The organism is Lelliottia sp. 7254-16, from assembly GCF_002922995.1.
In the GTDB taxonomy this organism is placed as follows: Bacteria; Pseudomonadota; Gammaproteobacteria; order Enterobacterales; family Enterobacteriaceae; genus Enterobacter; species Enterobacter jeotgali.
Map to the genome: position 1 here is coordinate 106,319 of NZ_PQVS01000016.1, position 15,553 is coordinate 121,871.

General features: G+C 52.8%; 14 protein-coding genes, 2 tRNA genes, 2 rRNA genes and 1 pseudogene. 4 read left to right on the forward strand and 15 right to left on the reverse strand.

Annotated features, from left to right (window positions below):
* Position 1: 1 nt before the first annotated feature.
* The 7 genes from C3708_RS18850 to dnaQ all read right to left on the reverse strand — a co-directional run bounded on the left by C3708_RS18850 (position 2) and on the right by dnaQ (position 6,606).
* Positions 2–943, reverse strand: coding sequence for an ABC transporter permease (locus C3708_RS18850; protein WP_095280881.1), 942 nt, complete (start codon positions 941–943; stop codon positions 2–4).
* Positions 944–964: 21 nt separating this feature from the next.
* Positions 965–2,479, reverse strand: a complete 1,515-nt coding sequence (locus tag C3708_RS18855; protein ID WP_174348708.1) for an ABC transporter substrate-binding protein — start codon at positions 2,477–2,479, stop codon at positions 965–967.
* Positions 2,480–2,481: 2 nt separating this feature from the next.
* Positions 2,482–3,564, reverse strand: a complete 1,083-nt coding sequence (locus C3708_RS18860; RefSeq protein WP_095280880.1) for an ABC transporter ATP-binding protein — start codon at positions 3,562–3,564, stop codon at positions 2,482–2,484.
* Positions 3,561–4,574 (reverse strand): ABC transporter ATP-binding protein, encoded by a 1,014-nt coding sequence (locus tag C3708_RS18865; RefSeq protein ID WP_103949974.1) that lies wholly within the window; start codon positions 4,572–4,574, stop codon positions 3,561–3,563. The genes C3708_RS18860 and C3708_RS18865 overlap by 4 nt, the downstream gene beginning before the upstream one ends.
* Positions 4,571–5,290, reverse strand: a complete 720-nt coding sequence (locus tag C3708_RS18870; RefSeq protein WP_095280878.1) for a FadR/GntR family transcriptional regulator — start codon at positions 5,288–5,290, stop codon at positions 4,571–4,573. The genes C3708_RS18865 and C3708_RS18870 overlap by 4 nt, the downstream gene beginning before the upstream one ends.
* A gap of 380 nt (positions 5,291–5,670) precedes the next feature.
* Positions 5,671–5,747 (reverse strand) — tRNA-Asp (locus tag C3708_RS18875).
* Between the two features lie 130 nt (positions 5,748–5,877).
* The gene (gene dnaQ, locus C3708_RS18880; RefSeq protein WP_199184169.1) at positions 5,878–6,606 is read right to left on the reverse strand and encodes a DNA polymerase III subunit epsilon; all 729 of its coding nucleotides are present in this window, start codon (positions 6,604–6,606) and stop codon (positions 5,878–5,880) included.
* Between dnaQ and rnhA the strand changes: the two genes are divergently transcribed.
* Complete coding sequence (gene rnhA / locus C3708_RS18885) at positions 6,560–7,138, forward strand: ribonuclease HI (RefSeq protein WP_165790642.1); 579 nt, start codon at positions 6,560–6,562, stop codon at positions 7,136–7,138. The two genes, dnaQ and rnhA, sit on opposite strands and share 47 nt — an antisense overlap.
* Here the strand turns inward: rnhA and C3708_RS18890 are convergent, their stop codons facing one another.
* A complete protein-coding gene (locus tag C3708_RS18890; protein WP_103947683.1) occupies positions 7,139–7,855 on the reverse strand; it encodes a class I SAM-dependent methyltransferase in 717 nt (238 codons plus the stop codon).
* A 32-nt stretch (positions 7,856–7,887) separates the two neighbouring features.
* Between C3708_RS18890 and gloB the strand changes: the two genes are divergently transcribed.
* On the forward strand, positions 7,888–8,643 hold the full coding sequence (gloB, locus tag C3708_RS18895) for a hydroxyacylglutathione hydrolase (protein WP_103949975.1): 756 nt from the start codon (positions 7,888–7,890) through the stop codon (positions 8,641–8,643).
* Between the two features lie 71 nt (positions 8,644–8,714).
* A complete protein-coding gene (mltD, locus tag C3708_RS18900) occupies positions 8,715–10,082 on the forward strand; it encodes a murein transglycosylase D (protein ID WP_095280873.1) in 1,368 nt (455 codons plus the stop codon).
* Positions 10,083–10,137: 55 nt separating this feature from the next.
* On the opposite strand, the gene C3708_RS18905 is transcribed toward mltD, so the two are convergent.
* From C3708_RS18905 to C3708_RS18915, 3 genes are all read right to left on the reverse strand, one after another.
* Entirely contained in the window at positions 10,138–10,908 is a 771-nt protein-coding gene (locus C3708_RS18905) for a class I SAM-dependent methyltransferase (protein ID WP_103949976.1), read from the reverse strand.
* 77 nt (positions 10,909–10,985) lie between these two features.
* A complete protein-coding gene (locus C3708_RS18910; protein ID WP_095280871.1) occupies positions 10,986–11,786 on the reverse strand; it encodes an endonuclease/exonuclease/phosphatase family protein in 801 nt (266 codons plus the stop codon).
* A 138-nt stretch (positions 11,787–11,924) separates the two neighbouring features.
* On the reverse strand, positions 11,925–13,100 hold the full coding sequence (locus C3708_RS18915; RefSeq protein WP_095280870.1) for an MFS transporter: 1,176 nt from the start codon (positions 13,098–13,100) through the stop codon (positions 11,925–11,927).
* A 104-nt stretch (positions 13,101–13,204) separates the two neighbouring features.
* Here C3708_RS18915 and yafC point away from each other — a divergent pair.
* A pseudogene (yafC, locus tag C3708_RS18920) lies at positions 13,205–14,118 on the forward strand (DNA-binding transcriptional regulator YafC).
* A gap of 21 nt (positions 14,119–14,139) precedes the next feature.
* Here the strand turns inward: yafC and dkgB are convergent.
* The 4 genes from dkgB to C3708_RS18940 all read right to left on the reverse strand — a co-directional run.
* Complete coding sequence (gene dkgB, locus C3708_RS18925) at positions 14,140–14,943, reverse strand: 2,5-didehydrogluconate reductase DkgB (RefSeq protein ID WP_103949978.1); 804 nt, start codon at positions 14,941–14,943, stop codon at positions 14,140–14,142.
* A 165-nt stretch (positions 14,944–15,108) separates the two neighbouring features.
* A tRNA-Asp gene (locus C3708_RS18930) sits at positions 15,109–15,185 on the reverse strand.
* Between the two features lie 54 nt (positions 15,186–15,239).
* Positions 15,240–15,355, reverse strand: a 5S ribosomal RNA gene (rrf, locus tag C3708_RS18935).
* A gap of 96 nt (positions 15,356–15,451) precedes the next feature.
* Positions 15,452–15,553 (reverse strand): 23S ribosomal RNA (locus tag C3708_RS18940); the annotation flags it as partial.

Below are 15,553 nucleotides of genomic sequence, written 5' to 3' on the forward strand. Positions count from 1 at the left end.
ATTAACCTCGCATTTTCGGGTTGATGAGGACGTAGAGCACGTCCGCCAGCAGGTTCAACATCAGGAAACCAATCGCCACGATCAACACCACGCCCTGCACCACTGCGTAATCACGGTTAAAGACGGAATCGACGATCATTTTGCCAAAGCCTGGAATAGTGAAGACCTGTTCAGTCAGCACCGCGCCGCCCAGTAGTTCACCAAACAGCAACGTCGTGAGCGTAATCACCGGCACCAGCGCGTTGCGAAACGCGTGCTTAAGGATCACCGCTTTTGGCAGCAGCCCTTTTGCCCGCGCGGTGCGGATGTAATCGGCTTTCAGCACCGCGATCATCGAGGCGCGCGTGTGGCGCATCAGCGTTGCCGCCAGCCCGGTGCCGAGCACCGACGCAGGCAGCAGCAGCGTACGCAGGTTTTGCAGCGGATCTTCGCTGAACGGCACGTAGCCCGAGGCGGGCAGCCACTGTAAATTCACCGAGAAGACCAGAATCAACAGGATCCCCAGCCAGAAGTGCGGTATCGAGATCCCGGAGATCGCCACAAAGTTAGCGCTGTGATCCACCCAGCTGTTTTTATTCACCGCCGCGAGGATCCCCATGCTGATGCCAAACACCAGCGCGATGATCATCGCCAGCAGCGACAGCTCCATCGTCACCGGCAGTTTGCTGGCGATAAGCGACGTGACGGGCTCATGAGTACGTAAAGAGACACCCAGATCGCCCTGCAGCGCGCGCGTCAGCCAGTCAAAATATTGCACCGGCAGCGGCGCATCGAGGTTCAGTTCTGCGCGCAGTTGAGCAATCACCGCCGGATCGCGCTCTTCCCCCGCCATCGCAATCAGCGGGTCGCCGGGCAGCAGTTTTTGCAGCCCGAAGACCATCATGCTCACCAGCAGTAAGGTCGGGATTGCCAGCAGCAGGCGTTTGCAAATCAGTTCCAGCATGGTTTCTCCTCACGCCCTCAGTTACTTAGCAAGCGACAAGCCCGCCAGACGCACGATGCCGTCCGGATACGGTTTGAAGCCCTGCACGCTTTTGTTCAGGCCAAAAATACGTGGCTCGAAATAGAGGTAAGCAATCGGCATATCGGTTTGCAGCTGCTTCACAACTTTGTCGTACAGCGGCTGGCGTGCGGCGGGATCGGTGCTCAGACGCGCCTGGGTCAGCCACTCGTCGACCTGCGCATTGCTGTAACGACCATCGTTGAGGTTGCCTTTACTGTTGATGAAACCAAAGATGCTGCCATCCGGATCCGGACGACCGGACCAGCCGGAGAAACTCAGCTGATAATCACCGCTCTGCTGGCGATCGAGCAGCGTGGCAAATTCGGTCATTTGCAGATTAAGGTTAATGCCTGCTTCTGCGGTCATTGCCTGCAGAACCTGGCCCACCTGCTGTGAAGTTGGGTTATTTGGCACCAACAGATTGACGTTCAGCGGCCCGTTAATGCCCGCTTCTTTCAATAACGCTTTGGCTTTTTCTACGTCGCGAGCCGGAACCGGCACGTTAACGTGGTATGGACTGACAGGGGAAAACGCCTGGTTTGCCGGAGTGTACAAGCCTTCGAACACCACCTGATTCAGCGCATCGCGGTCGATGGCCAGGGAGAACGCTTCACGCACGCGCGCATCTTTGAACGGATCGTTAGCCGGGACTTTACCGTTATTGATATTAAAGGTGATGCCCTGATAACCGAGGCCGGTGACTTTCGCCAGCGCCAGTTTGCTGTCCGCTTCGACGGTTTTCACGTCGCTGGCAGCGATGCCTTCCGTCAGATCCAGGTCACCCGCGCGTAGGTTAGCCAGGCGCACCGAGGCATCCGGGATTGGCAGGTAAATGATTTTGTCGAAGTGGTAGGCGTCTTTGTTCCAGTAGTTGTCGAAACGGCTCAGAACGATGCGGTCCTGTGAGACGCGACTGTCAAATTTGTACGGGCCAGAGCAGACCGGATGAGCGGCGAAATCCGGTTTTTTGGCCGCTTCCGGGGCCATCATCGCCCCCGCGCGGTCGGTCAGTTGCATCAGCAGCGCCGCGTCCGGGGTTTTCAGGTGGATGGCGATTTGCGTCGGGCTTTTAACCTCCACCGATTCGACGGATGAAATTTCACTTTTACGCAGCGAGCCTTTCAGCGTCAGGGCGCGTTCGAGGTTGTATTTCGCCGCTTCGGCATCAAATTTTTCGCCATCGTGGAAGGTGACACCTTCACGCAGATTCATGGTCAGGGTTTTGTTGTCTTCGCTCCATGACCAGTCTTTTGCCAGACCCGGCACCACCTTCAGATTTTCATCCACGTCCACCAGCCTGTCACACAGGGAGGCAAAAACGAAGCGGCCATAGTAGGTACGCGCCAGATGAGGGTCGAGCATATCCGGGTCTGCACCCAGACCGATTCGCAGAACGCTTTCCGAGTGTGCGGGTAGCGCAGCGCCCAACAACATAACACTTCCCAGTACGGTCAAAAGAGAATTACGCATTGTCATTATCATGAGTTCCTTGCAGGAAGAGACGAGAGTGATGCCGCATGTTCAAACAGCGCGCGGCGGCGCAAAAAGGCGGCGGATGGCGGTGCTATCTGGATAACACTGCGATCGCGGTTAATGTCCTGCCAGCGATGGCAAGAGACCTGGCGTCCACCGTCCAGAACCTGAGTAATAGGTTCGACCTGGCGGCATTCATCGGTGACGTACGGACAGCGGGTGTGGAAACGACACCCGGACGGCGGATTCGCCGGATTCGGTAAATCGCCCTGCAACAGCGGTGTTTCGCGCTGCATGCCCGGCTGCATTTGCGGCGCAGAGGCAATCAACGCCTGAGTATAAGGGTGCAGCGGTGCGTCAAAAATTTCATCGACGGTCGCCAGCTCGACAATCTGGCCGAGATACATCACCGCTACGCGGTCGCTCATGTGACGAATCACCGCCAGACCGTGAGCGACGATCACCATTGTCAGTCCGAGCTGGTGCTTCAGACTTTCGAGTAAATTCACCACCTGCGCCTGGACGGACACGTCCAGCGCGGAAACAGGTTCATCGCCCAGAAGCAGTTTTGGCCCAGAGGCTAACGCACGCGCAATACCGATACGCTGACGCTGTCCACCGGAAAATTCGTGCGGATAGCGCCCGGCCCAGGCCGCAGGCAGCCCGACGGTTTTTAGCAGTTCCGCTACGCGATACTGCCGGTCTGGCTTTTTCATATTCTGGTGAAGCCACAAAGGCTCACCGACGATCTGTTCCACCGTCATGCGCGGATTGAGCGAAGCAAACGGGTCCTGGAAGATGATTTGCAGCTCGCGGCGAAGCTGGTTAAGGCGCGAACCGGACGCATGGGTGATCTCTTCACCCTGATAAAAAACGCGCCCTTCGCTGGCCGCCAGCAGGCGGAGCAGTAAACGCCCAAGGGTGGATTTACCAGAGCCGGACTCGCCGACAATCGCCAGCGTTTCGCCAGGCATTACGGCGAGTGACACCCGGTCTACCGCTGTCACAAAACGCGCCGGGGTAAACAGCTTTTTCGGGCCTGGAAAAAGTTTGCTCAAATCACGGGCTTCAAGAATCGGGGTGGTCATGCGATTTCTCCCAACGCAATGTGTTGCTCAAGTGGCACGCGGAAACAAGCCACCTGATGGGCGGTTCCCAGCGTATTGAGCGGTGGTTTTTCGTCGTGACAACGGGTCTGGGCAAACGGGCAGCGGGTGGCAAAACGACAGCCCTTCGGCATGGATTCAGGCAGCGGCACGCTACCAGGAATCGTGGAAAGCTGGCCTTTTCGTGCGCCGAGTGACGGGATAGACCCCATCAGGCCGATGGTGTAGGGATGCTGCGGATCGGCAAAAATCGTCTCGACGCTGCCCTGCTCCACTACCTGTCCGGCGTACATCACCGCCACCTGCTGCGCGACTTCGGCAACCACGCCCAGATCGTGAGTGATCATCAGCACGGCGGTGCCGGTTTCAGCTTTTAAGGTATTCAGCAACGTCAGAATTTGCGCCTGAATGGTGACATCCAGCGCCGTTGTCGGTTCATCGGCAATCAGAAGACGCGGGTGGTTGATGAGCGCCATCGCAATCATCACGCGCTGGCGCATCCCGCCGGAAAGTTGGTGTGGGTACGCTTTAAGACGCATTTCCGGGGCCGGGATCTGGACTTTTTCCAGAATTTGCAGCGCCACCTTCATCGCTTCAGTTTTGGACATTTTCTGGTGGCGAATCACCGCTTCGCTAAGCTGATCGCCCAGCGTGAAAGCCGGGTTAAGGGAGGTCATCGGCTCCTGAAAAATCATCGCCAGTTCGCTACCGCGAAGATCGGCGTATTCACGCGGGGAGAGTTTACGCAGATCGTGGCGGCGGAAGTGCATCTCCCCACTGACAATTTGCGCACTTGCGGGCAGTAGCCCCATCAGCGCCAGCGAAGTGATACTTTTTCCGCAACCAGATTCACCCACCAGCGCCAGCGTTTCACCGGATTTGACGGTGAGTGAAATACCGTCGAGCACGCTTACTGGCGACCCGGCGAATTTCACATTGAGATTGTGCAGGCGAAGGACTGGCGCTGCCTCCTTAAAAGGGATCGTCGTCATAACAGGGAATCATCCTCAAGGTTGATGGCCTGGATCAGGGCAGTTTGCAGGGTTTGCAGGTGTTCGCGCATGGCGGCGGCTGCTTCATTAGGCTGGCGATGGATAATCGCGGTCATGATTTTGTGGTGATGATCGTTGTAGCTGTCGACACGCTCCGGCGTTCGCGCCAGCTCACGCAGATGCTGCCAGCCAGGCTCGCGCCGGACGGCATCAATGGCATCAAACAAGCCCAGCATCAGGCGGTTGCCCGCGGCTTCGGCAATAGCGCGATGAAAGGCGCTGTCCCACAGTTCATTCAGATCGCGGTCATCCGGGCTGACCTTATCGATGCGTTCCAGCATGCGCTGCATCAGCGCGAGGTTTTCCCTGGTGGCACGCAGTGCCGCAAGACGGGCTAAGCCGGGTTCGAGCTGCAGACGCGCTTCCATCACTTCCAGCAGATTGGTTTGCTGTACCAGCCCCTGAAGCGCCAGAGGTTCAACCGGCGCGGCAGGGCCAATAAAAGTGCCTTTGCCCTGCTTGCGCCAGATGCGTCCCTCTTCTTCCAGCACGTCCAGCGCACGGCGAACTTCGCGTCGCCCTACGCCGAGTGTTTCCGACAGCTCACGTTCAGTGGGCAGCGGAATGCCTGGTGTTGACTCGTGCTGGTTGATTAGACCGCGCAACTGCTCAAGCGCGGTGCTGGAATTAGCCAGAAACCGTGACGGTTTTTCCATATTGGTTCGCCTGCTCTCATCATTGCTTTATTGTTATTAACAATAAGTTATTGATATAGATAAATACTTATTGCCCTAATGATTAAGCAATTTGCGAACCAATAAATGATTGGTTCAGGAACTTTCTGGAAAATCGTAAGTAAGCTAATGATTATCTGGAGATTATTTTTACAAGATTGTTACAAGAAGAAATGTTTATAGCGGAGTGAAAAGCAGGATTTGCACATTATAAGTGCAATAGTCGCACCAAAATCGAACAATTGTTAATTAATTGCACTGCGATTATTAACTTTTTGTTAACTAACTTTGAGATGAGATAAGAAAAGGAAAGCGCTGAAATGACGAAAGCCTGAATCATTTCTGATTCAGGCTTTCTAATGTGGCGGAACGGACGGGACTCGAACCCGCGACCCCCTGCGTGACAGGCAGGTATTCTAACCGACTGAACTACCGCTCCGCATTGTTCCCTTGGGAACGAGGCGAATATTACGGTTTGGTTCTGATCCCGTCAACGCTTTTTCTCAACTTTTGAATCGGTTGCTGCAAAATTCGCCCACACGGTGATTTTAACAGCATTACTGTGTCCGTTACGCTCGCCAGAGGCAGCTGCCGCCTTTCTTTTGCACGAGATCGAGACGTGATTCATGGGCCGCGACCTCTTCATCACTGGCTAAAATCACCCGCAGGCGACTCGCCTGGCGCACCACGCGCTGAATTCCAGTATCGCCCGCCTGACGTGAATCGTTTTCGTTGCTAAAGGCCATCGATGTTTGCCCACCCGTCATGGTCAGATAAACATCCGCCAGAATCTGGGCATCGAGCAATGCGCCGTGCAGCGTACGCTTGGTGTTGTCTATTTCATAGCGCGAGCACAATGCATCGAGGCTGTTGCGCTTGCCGGGGAACATTTTCCTCGCCAGCGCCAGACTGTCGGTGACTTTGCAGAAGGTATTGGTTTTTGGAATACCGCGATTCAGCTTGCTGAATTCATAGTCCATAAAGCCGATATCGAACGATGCGTTGTGGATGACCAGCTCCGCCCCGCTGATGTATTCGATAAACTCATCAGCGACATCTGCGAACGTCGGTTTATCCAGTAGGAACTCATCGGCAATTCCGTGAACGCCAAACGCTTCCGGGTCCACCAGCCGATCGGGTTTCAGGTAAACGTGGAAATTGTTGCCGGTGAGACGACGGTTGATCACTTCGACTGCGCCGATCTCAATGATCTTGTGCCCTTCGTAGTGCGCGCCAATCTGGTTCATACCGGTGGTTTCGGTATCGAGGACGATCTGTCGTGTAATTGCAGTGCTCATATCGGTCATTTATGTCAGACTCGTCGTTTTACTGATCGTTTCAAATACAGGAAGTCTACCAGAGATGACTAAGCAGGTAGAAATTTTCACCGATGGATCTTGCCTCGGAAATCCAGGGCCGGGCGGCTATGGCGCCATTTTGCGTTACCGTCAGCACGAGAAAACCTTTAATGAAGGCTATCGTCTGACCACCAACAACCGCATGGAGCTGATGGCTGCCATCGTTGCGCTGGAAGCATTAAAAGAAGATTGCGATATCGTGATCAGCACCGACAGCCAGTATGTGCGTCAGGGGATTACTCAGTGGATCCACAACTGGAAAAAGCGTGGCTGGAAAACCGCGGATAAGAAACCGGTTAAGAATGTCGATCTCTGGAAACGTCTGGACGCCGCGCTGAGTCATCACACAATCAAGTGGGAATGGGTGAAAGGCCATGCCGGGCATCCGGAAAACGAACGTTGCGACGAGCTTGCGCGTGAAGCAGCGATGAATCCTATTCATGACGACGTGGGTTATCAGCCGGAATCCTGATCAGGGTTTTCGGTACTGCCGCGTTGCTCCGACGGTCTGACGGATTTGTGCTTTTGATTTGCTCTGCTTCATCGGATTCAGCGTAAGAGGAACCGTTCGCTTACGCGCCACGATGAGCTGCATACATCCCAGTGCTGGCAGATGCGTTGTCAGCATTTTTCCGCCCTTCCCCGCCCAGGGTAACACCTGGAAGCCACTGTAATACATCACTTCAAAATTCAGCAATGACAGCCAGTCGAGCTGACGGGTGAAGGTAAACATGCGGCTATTATAAGGTGGCGTGCGGCGTAAAACCGGCACCAGCTTGCGCAGCCCCATCAGGCTCATCGGATTGAAACCGCTCAGCACCAGCCAGCCATCATCAATCAGCACCCGATCGGCTTCACGCAGCAAACGGTGCGGATCCGTACACCAGGGCAAGGTGTGGGCCATCAAACAGGCGTCGACAGATTTCTCAGCGAATGGCAAATGGAGCGGATCGGCTTTAACCTGAAGAGGATGACCGTTAAGTGACACATTTACCTGATGGGAGATGGCACAGCTTTCAGAGTTGATTTCCGCGCTCAGATTGCCAATCTTCAGCAGATGAAAACCATACATTTTGGCAAACCAAGGATTGAGCTGACGCTCCAGCGCTTCGCGATAGTGTTCACCCCATCGCAACTGAGACCAGTGTTCTGGCGCTGAGACAATCTGAGGTATCCTTGCCGGCTTCATCAACACACCCGTTACGTTATGAGAGGTAATTTATGAATCTTATCAGTATTCCCGCGTTTCAGGACAACTACATCTGGGTTTTAGTCGACGACGAGCAGCACTGCATTATTGTCGACCCAGGTGACGCGGCACCAGTATTGAAAGCAATAGAGGAAAACGGCTGGCAGCCAGAAGCCATTTTACTGACTCACCATCATAACGATCACGTTGGTGGCGTTCCTGCCCTGCGGGCTAAATTTCCGCATCTGGTGGTATACGGACCGCAGGAGACACACGATAAAGGTACGACACGCGTAGTCAAAGATGGCGAAAAAGTCATCATACGAGGATGCGAATTGTCTGTATTTGCCACACCAGGTCACACTTCCGGACACATTTCTTTCTTCAGTTTCCCTTATCTTTTTTGCGGGGATACGATGTTCTCTGGTGGCTGTGGAAGATTGTTTGAAGGCACACCAACGCAGATGTATCAATCGTTCCAGAAGATTAACGCCCTTCCTGACGAAACCCTCATTTGTTGCGCACATGAGTATACATTAGCAAATATGAAGTTTTCATTGAGTATCCTTCCTGAGGATCCTGCGATTCAGGATTATTACCACAAAGTGAATGAGTTACGGGTAAAAAAACAAAATACACTGCCCGTAATTCTGAAAAATGAGCGCAAAATAAATTTATTTCTAAGAACCGATGATACTGATTTAATTAATAAAATTAACCAAGAAACAAATTTGCAACAACCTGAAGAGCGTTTTGCATGGTTACGGTCAAAGAAAGATAACTTCTGAGAATTGCGGGTTGCCTTTTCAAAATTTCGCCGTTATTATCGCTCGTCTTTTAAGCAACTATTGACACACACATGAAGGCAAAAGCGATACTACTCGCCTCTGTCCTGCTTGTTGGGTGCCAGTCTTCTCAGAATACTGGTAACGTTCAGCAGCACGCACAGAGCCTTTCTGCAGCTGGTCAAGGGGAAGCAGGGAAGTTTACAAGTCAGGCGCGATGGATGGACGATGGGACGTCATTCGCGCAGGATCAGGACTTGTGGGCCTCTATTAGCGACGAGCTGAAGATGGGAATTCCGGAAAACAACCGGATTCGCGACCAAAAACAGAAGTATTTAAGTAATAAGAGCTATCTCCACGATGTAACTTTACGGGCAGAGCCGTATATGTACTGGATAGCAGGGCAAGTTAAGAAACGTAACATGCCTATGGAACTGGTACTACTACCCATAGTGGAGAGCGCTTTTGACCCGCACGCGACGTCTGGCGCCAATGCCGCAGGCATTTGGCAGATCATTCCGAGCACAGGGCGCAATTATGGTTTGAAACAGACACGCGGCTACGATGCGCGTCGTGATGTAGTCGCTTCAACGACTGCCGCTCTCGACATGATGCAACGTCTGAACAAGATGTTTGACGGCGACTGGTTGTTAACGGTTGCAGCGTATAACAGCGGTGAAGGTCGTGTCCTGAAGGCAATGAAAGCGAACAAATCTCGTGGCAAACCCACCGATTTTTGGTCACTCTCACTACCACAGGAAACTAAGCTTTACGTACCGAAGATGTTGGCTTTGAGCGATATACTCAAAAACAGCAAACGTTATGGCGTCAAACTGCCTTCGTCCGACGAAAGTCGCGCACTGGCACGAGTCAGCCTCAGCAGCCCGGTTGAAATGAAACAGGTCGCTGATATGACGGGTATGTCGGTACAAAAGCTGAAGACCTTTAATGCTGGCGTGAAGGGTTCTACGCTGGGCGCGAATGGGCCACAGTATGTTCTCGTTCCGCAGAAACACGCAGCACAGCTTCGTGATTCTCTGGCATCAGGTGAAATTGCGGCTGTTCAGTCAACGCTGATTGCAGACGCGTCATCCGTTACCAGCCGTAGCTACAAGGTTCGTTCAGGTGATACGATTTCAGGCATTGCATCACGTCTCGGCGTGAGCACTAAAGATCTGCAGCAGTGGAATAATCTGCGCGGTTCAAATCTGAAAGTTGGCCAGAACCTGACGGTTGGCGCAGGCAGCAGTGCGCAGCGTCTCGCCCGTAACAGCGATAGCATTACTTATCGTGTACGTAAGGGTGATTCGTTGTCCAGTATCGCGAAAACGCACGGCGTGAACATCAAAGATGTAATGCGCTGGAACGATGATACAGGCAATCTGCAGCCAGGCGATCAGCTGACGTTGTTTGTGAAAAACAACGCGACGCCAGATTCCTGACAGCCAGTCTCATAAAGAAAGGCACCGATTCCCCCGGTGCCTTTTTTATTGCCGCTTATTCGGCTTTTTGCGCTTCGGCCAGGATTGTATCGCTGGTAAACGATCCCTCTTCCTGCAGTTCAAAGTACGCCTTCACTTCTGCCGAGGCACTCTCCTGATACAAGCGAATTGCCTGACTTAATGCCTCTGGTGTGCGCATACGCGAAATCCATGAGGAGAACTCCAGCGGCAATCGATCTGTCACCAGGGAACGGGAAATTAACCCCGCCTCAGTCATCATCGCGAACCATTCACCGCTGGAATAATTTCGTACATGTGAAGTATCCCGCAGAGCTTCAACAGTCTGCAGCCAAATATCGCTAACCGGGTTTCCCGGCGACATGATATCCATGATGATAAAAATCCCGCCCGGCTTCAGCACGCGTTTGATTTCGCGTAATGCCTGACCCACGTCGTGCCAGTGGTGTGCTGAGTAACGACTGATCACAACCTCAAAAGATTCATCGTCAAACGGCAAGGACTCAGCGTAGCCTTGCCGGGTCGTAATATTATTCAGCCCTTTATCTTGCGCGGCGTGGGTAACAACATCCAGCATCTGACGAGATAAGTCATAAGCCGTCACCTGCGCGACCTGCTGTGCGGCAACAAAGCTGGCATGCCCTGCTCCGCAACCTAAATCGAGAACGTGCGCATGCGGGAAGGCTGCCAGTCGCTCGCCAAGACGCACCAGATCGCGGCCAGAAGCGTGTACCGCGCTGGTCAGATAGGCGTTTGCCTGAGAGCCAAACTGTTTTTCTACGTTGTCATGATGGGATTGTGTTGTCATCGTACTGTCCTTTCGTTATGAGAAAAATAAAGGGCAGTACCTGCGCAGGCCTGCCCGACGGCAGACCTGACGCACCATTACTTATCAGGTTTGCCGGGACTGAATTCGACTAGTAGTGGATTGTGATCGGAGGCGCGCGTCACCAGCACGGAGGCTTCATGCACGTTCAAACCACGATAGAAGACAAAATCAAGCGGGCGACCAAATGCTTTACGCCGCTGGTCATCGGTAAAACGCACTTCGCGCAGGGACATTTCACGCGCAAAACGATACAGGGCATTCATACGCGGACGACTCCAGGCATTGAAATCCCCCGCCATGATAATCGGCCCACTGTGATGCGCTATCTGATCGCCAATAGGAAGTAACTGCTTACTGTACACATCGACACCGAGGCTGAAATTCACAGCGTGAATGTTCACCACCATCAGCAAACGGGTATCCGGCAGAGGATAGACCGTCACCAGCGCTGATTTTGCCAGACGCAAGATGGGCTCGCGTTCGCGAAGCGGGCAACAGTAAACCGGGTGTGCAGCGGAGAGCGTCATGACACCCGATGGGTGTTGAGGTAATACAAAGGCCGGAACCTGGTCGGCGGCCAAATAGTTTGTGGTCGCAAACCGGACTAATTCAGGTGTGGTTTGCGCCTCCTGTAATAAGACCAGATGTGCATCTTTACCAAAATTCTTCAGGACGGATAACCATTCGGCACGCTGCTGCTTGAAGATGTTCCACACCAGCACGCGAATTTTTTCATCACTGCTTAACGGTGCGCCAGCGGGCAATGCCTGGCCAAGACTCGCAAACGACCCCGGAGGCAATATTCTCTCCGCAGGTTGTCCGGCAGTATAGCGCATGGCATAGGTATTTTTTCGCACTTTTGGAAACGACCTCTATAGCATTAAACCAGCCCGGAAAACGGACTGGTTCTACTGTTATAGGGATTTTAGGCCACACTTTCAACGCAATTACTCATAAACCTCTGTCTGGTTTTGTAAGCAAGCGCTTACTGATACTTATCCCAGTGCGACGCGAGCAGGTTTATCCAGTCGTCCGCTAACGCCAATCAGCAGGAAGGCAGCCATTACGATTACCGCGCCAATCCACGGTGTCTGCGCCAAACCAAAATGTTCAACCGTTTGGCCACCGATAATTGAGCCAAGCGCGATGCCAATATTAAACGCAGCAATGTTTAAACCAGACGCAACATCAACGGCATTCGGCGTGTACTGCTCGGCTTTCTGAACCACGTAGACCTGCAGGCCGGGTACATTACCAAAAGCAAAGATCCCCATCACCAGAATAGTGCCCAGCGCTGCATACTGAATGGAGGCTGTAAACTGGAATACCATCAGGAGCACAACCAGAGCCGCGAAAATGAATTTCAGAGCAGGCACAGCGCCATGCTTATCGGCGAGTTTTCCGCCCCAGATATTACCGATCGCCACAGAAACGCCGTATCCCAATAAGATCCAGCTCACCGCGCTCGGCGAGAAGCCCGCCAGGTCCTGCATCATCGGGGCCAGGAAAGTAAATGCTGTAAAGACTCCCCCATAGCCTAACGCTGTGATGGCATAGATGATCAACAGACGAGGATGTGTCAGCACTTTAATCTGATCGCGAAGGCTGGCACTCGCACGGCTGGGAATATTCGAAGGCACCAGGATCGCGCTGGCAATCAGGGCGATCACACCCAACAGAGAAACTGCCAGGAAGGTTTCACGCCAGCCAAAATGCTGACCAATAAACGTACCCAGCGGAACGCCGGTCACCAGTGCAACTGTCAAACCGCCGAACATAATGGCTATGGCAGATGCCGCTTTCTCTTTTGGCACCAGGCTGGTCGCAATGGTTGAGCCGATAGAGAAAAACACACCATGAGCGAGGCCGGTCAGCAGTCGGGCAATCACCAGAGTAGTGTAGTCCGGGGCCTGCCAGGCAAGAATATTACCGGCTGTGAACAGCACCATTAGCGCCATCAACAGCTGTTTGCGTGGGAAACGCCCGGTCAGCGCCGTCAAAACCGGTGCGCCAATCGCCACACCCAGCGCGTAAATAGAGACCAGCAATCCCGCAGAAGGCAGGGTAATTGATAGTTGATCGGCAATCGTAGGAACGAGGCCCACAATAACAAACTCAGTCGTGCCAATTGCGAAGGCACTGATCGTCAGGGCAAGAAGCGCCAGTGGCATAAAATACTCCGTGTCATCAGGATTAAGATGACACGAAGTATGCGCCAGTGTTTAAATAACAAAAATGGTCAAAATATCAATAGAATTTTGCGGGTGGTGCAACAATGAAAGCAACGTCAGAAGAGCTGGCAATCTTCGTGGCCGTCGTAGAAAGCGGAAGTTTTAGCCGGGCCGCAGAGCAGCTAGGACAGGCCAATTCTGCGATCAGCCGTTCCGTTAAAAAGCTGGAAATGAAGCTTGGGGTGAGTTTGCTAAACCGGACAACGCGCCAGCTGAGCCTGACAGAAGAAGGTGAACGCTATTTTCGTCGCGTGCAGTCGATTTTGCAGGAGATGGCGGCAGCAGAAACAGAGATCATGGAAACACGGAGCACACCGCGCGGACTTTTACGCATCGATGCTGCCACTCCGGTCGTGTTACATTTTCTGATGCCATTGGTGAAGCCCTTCCGTGAGCGCTACCCGGAGATGACTCTGTCGCTTGTCTCATCAGAGACGTTCATCAATCTGATCGAGCGGAAAGTGGATGTAGCTATCCGTGCTGGAACACTGACAGACTCTAGCCTTCGCGCTCGTCCACTGTTTACCAGCTACCGTAAAATTATCGCCTCACCCGACTATATCGCCCAGCATGGCAAACCCGAAACGGTAGAAGAGTTAAAAAACCATCTTTGCCTGGGATTCACCGAGCCGTTATCGCTTAACACCTGGCCGATTGCCTGCAGCGATGGCCAGCTTCATGAAGTGGCAAGCGGACTGTCTTCTAACAGTGGGGAGACATTAAAACAGCTTTGCCTGAGTGGGAACGGTATTGCTTGCTTATCTGACTATATGATTAATAAGGAGATTGCGCGGGGTGAACTGGTGGAGTTGATGGAAGATAAACGACTGCCGGTCGAAATGCCGTTCAGTGCGGTGTACTACAGCGATCGCGCAGTCAGTACCCGTATTCGTGCTTTTATCGACTTTCTGAGCGACCATATAAAACAGCTCCCGAAGGAGCTGTAAGAGGGTTTTGAGGCTACAGAGGGTGGAATAAATTAATCCCAGTCTGGCGCTAAACCTTCCGGGCTCACCAGGCGGTCATTGCAATCGAGTGCAGCGATCGCTTTTTTATCTTCGTCATCCAGCTGGAGATCCAGTGCCAACAGATTGCTCGCCAGGTTCTCACGTTTCGTCGAAGATGGGATCACGGCATAACCTTCACCCATCGCCCACGCCAGAATGACCTGCGCAGCCGTTGCATTGTGCTTGTCAGCAATACCCGCAATAACCTCATCTTTCAGCGCCTTGCCGTAAGCCAGCGTCATGTACGACGTGATGTGGATACCGTGATCTTTTGCCCAATCAACCACTTTACGGTTTTGCAGATAAGGAGAAAGCTCAATCTGATTGGTCGCGATATTTTCTGCGCCGACTGCTGAAATTGCTTTTTCCATCAGTGGGATAGTGAAGTTTGAGATCCCGATTTCACGCGTCAAACCTTGCTCTTTTGCTTCCAGAAGCGCCTGCATGAATTCTTCTACAGACACCGCATCACCCGGAGAAGGCCAGTGGATCAACGTCAGATCGACATAATCAGTACGCAGATTTTCAAGGCTCTCTTTCAGGCTTGAGACCAATCTGTCTTTGCTGAGGTTTTCAGTCCAGATTTTCGTGGTGATGAATAATTCTTCGCGTGGTACGCCGCTTTCCGCAATCGCCTGACCTACGGCGGCTTCGTTGCCATAGATTTGTGCCGTATCAACAGTACGGTAGCCTAATTCCAGAGCGGTTTTGACAGATGCGATGACAATGTCGTCTTTCAGGCGGAAAGTGCCGAGACCAAATGCAGGGATAGCCATGTAAATCCTCTTTAATCATAGTGTTCGTAAACTGAGGATGATTATCACGTGTTAAGGGTATGTTGAAAAAGGGCGAAAAATGCAGAGGATTTTTGCGTTTATAGCAATAATAAAATTACAGACAAGAAAAAGCCCTGAGCGTTAACTCAGGGCTTTCTTAATAAGTGGCGGAACGGACGGGACTCGAACCCGCGACCCCCTGCGTGACAGGCAGGTATTCTAACCGACTGAACTACCGCTCCACCGAAGACTTCTGTAACCACCGGATTCATGCACCGGTTTACTACTTAATTGATGCCTGGCAGTTCCCTACTCTCACATGGGGAGACCCCACACTACCATCGGCGCTACGGCGTTTCACTTCTGAGTTCGGCATGGGGTCAGGTGGGACCACCGCGCTAAAGCCGCCAGGCAAATTCTGTTATCAACCCGCATCTCTGCAGGTCAATTAATCTGTTATCAAGCTGAAACTGATGTCTGTCATCCGCCAAAACATCTTCGGCGTTGTAAGGTTAAGCCTCACGGTTCATTAGTACTGGTTAGCTCAATGCATCGCTGCACTTACACACCCAGCCTATCAACGTCGTAGTCTTCAACGTTCCTTCAGGAC

What these genes read in the sequence shown, in the direction of transcription:
- C3708_RS18850 (WP_095280881.1), bottom strand. Translation starts at nt 943, where the DNA reads ATGCTGGAACTGATTTGCAAACGCCTGCTGCTGGCAATCCCGACCTTA.
- C3708_RS18855 (WP_174348708.1), bottom strand. Translation starts at nt 2,479, where the DNA reads ATGACAATGCGTAATTCTCTTTTGACCGTACTGGGAAGTGTTATGTTG.
- C3708_RS18860 (WP_095280880.1), bottom strand. Translation starts at nt 3,564, where the DNA reads ATGACCACCCCGATTCTTGAAGCCCGTGATTTGAGCAAACTTTTTCCA.
- C3708_RS18865 (WP_103949974.1), bottom strand. Translation starts at nt 4,574, where the DNA reads ATGACGACGATCCCTTTTAAGGAGGCAGCGCCAGTCCTTCGCCTGCAC.
- C3708_RS18870 (WP_095280878.1), bottom strand. Translation starts at nt 5,290, where the DNA reads ATGGAAAAACCGTCACGGTTTCTGGCTAATTCCAGCACCGCGCTTGAG.
- dnaQ (WP_199184169.1), bottom strand. Translation starts at nt 6,606, where the DNA reads ATGAGCACTGCAATTACACGACAGATCGTCCTCGATACCGAAACCACC.
- C3708_RS18890 (WP_103947683.1), bottom strand. Translation starts at nt 7,855, where the DNA reads ATGAAGCCGGCAAGGATACCTCAGATTGTCTCAGCGCCAGAACACTGG.
- gloB (WP_103949975.1), top strand. Translation starts at nt 7,888, where the DNA reads ATGAATCTTATCAGTATTCCCGCGTTTCAGGACAACTACATCTGGGTT.
- mltD (WP_095280873.1), top strand. Translation starts at nt 8,715, where the DNA reads ATGAAGGCAAAAGCGATACTACTCGCCTCTGTCCTGCTTGTTGGGTGC.
- C3708_RS18905 (WP_103949976.1), bottom strand. Translation starts at nt 10,908, where the DNA reads ATGACAACACAATCCCATCATGACAACGTAGAAAAACAGTTTGGCTCT.
- C3708_RS18915 (WP_095280870.1), bottom strand. Translation starts at nt 13,100, where the DNA reads ATGCCACTGGCGCTTCTTGCCCTGACGATCAGTGCCTTCGCAATTGGC.
- dkgB (WP_103949978.1), bottom strand. Translation starts at nt 14,943, where the DNA reads ATGGCTATCCCTGCATTTGGTCTCGGCACTTTCCGCCTGAAAGACGAC.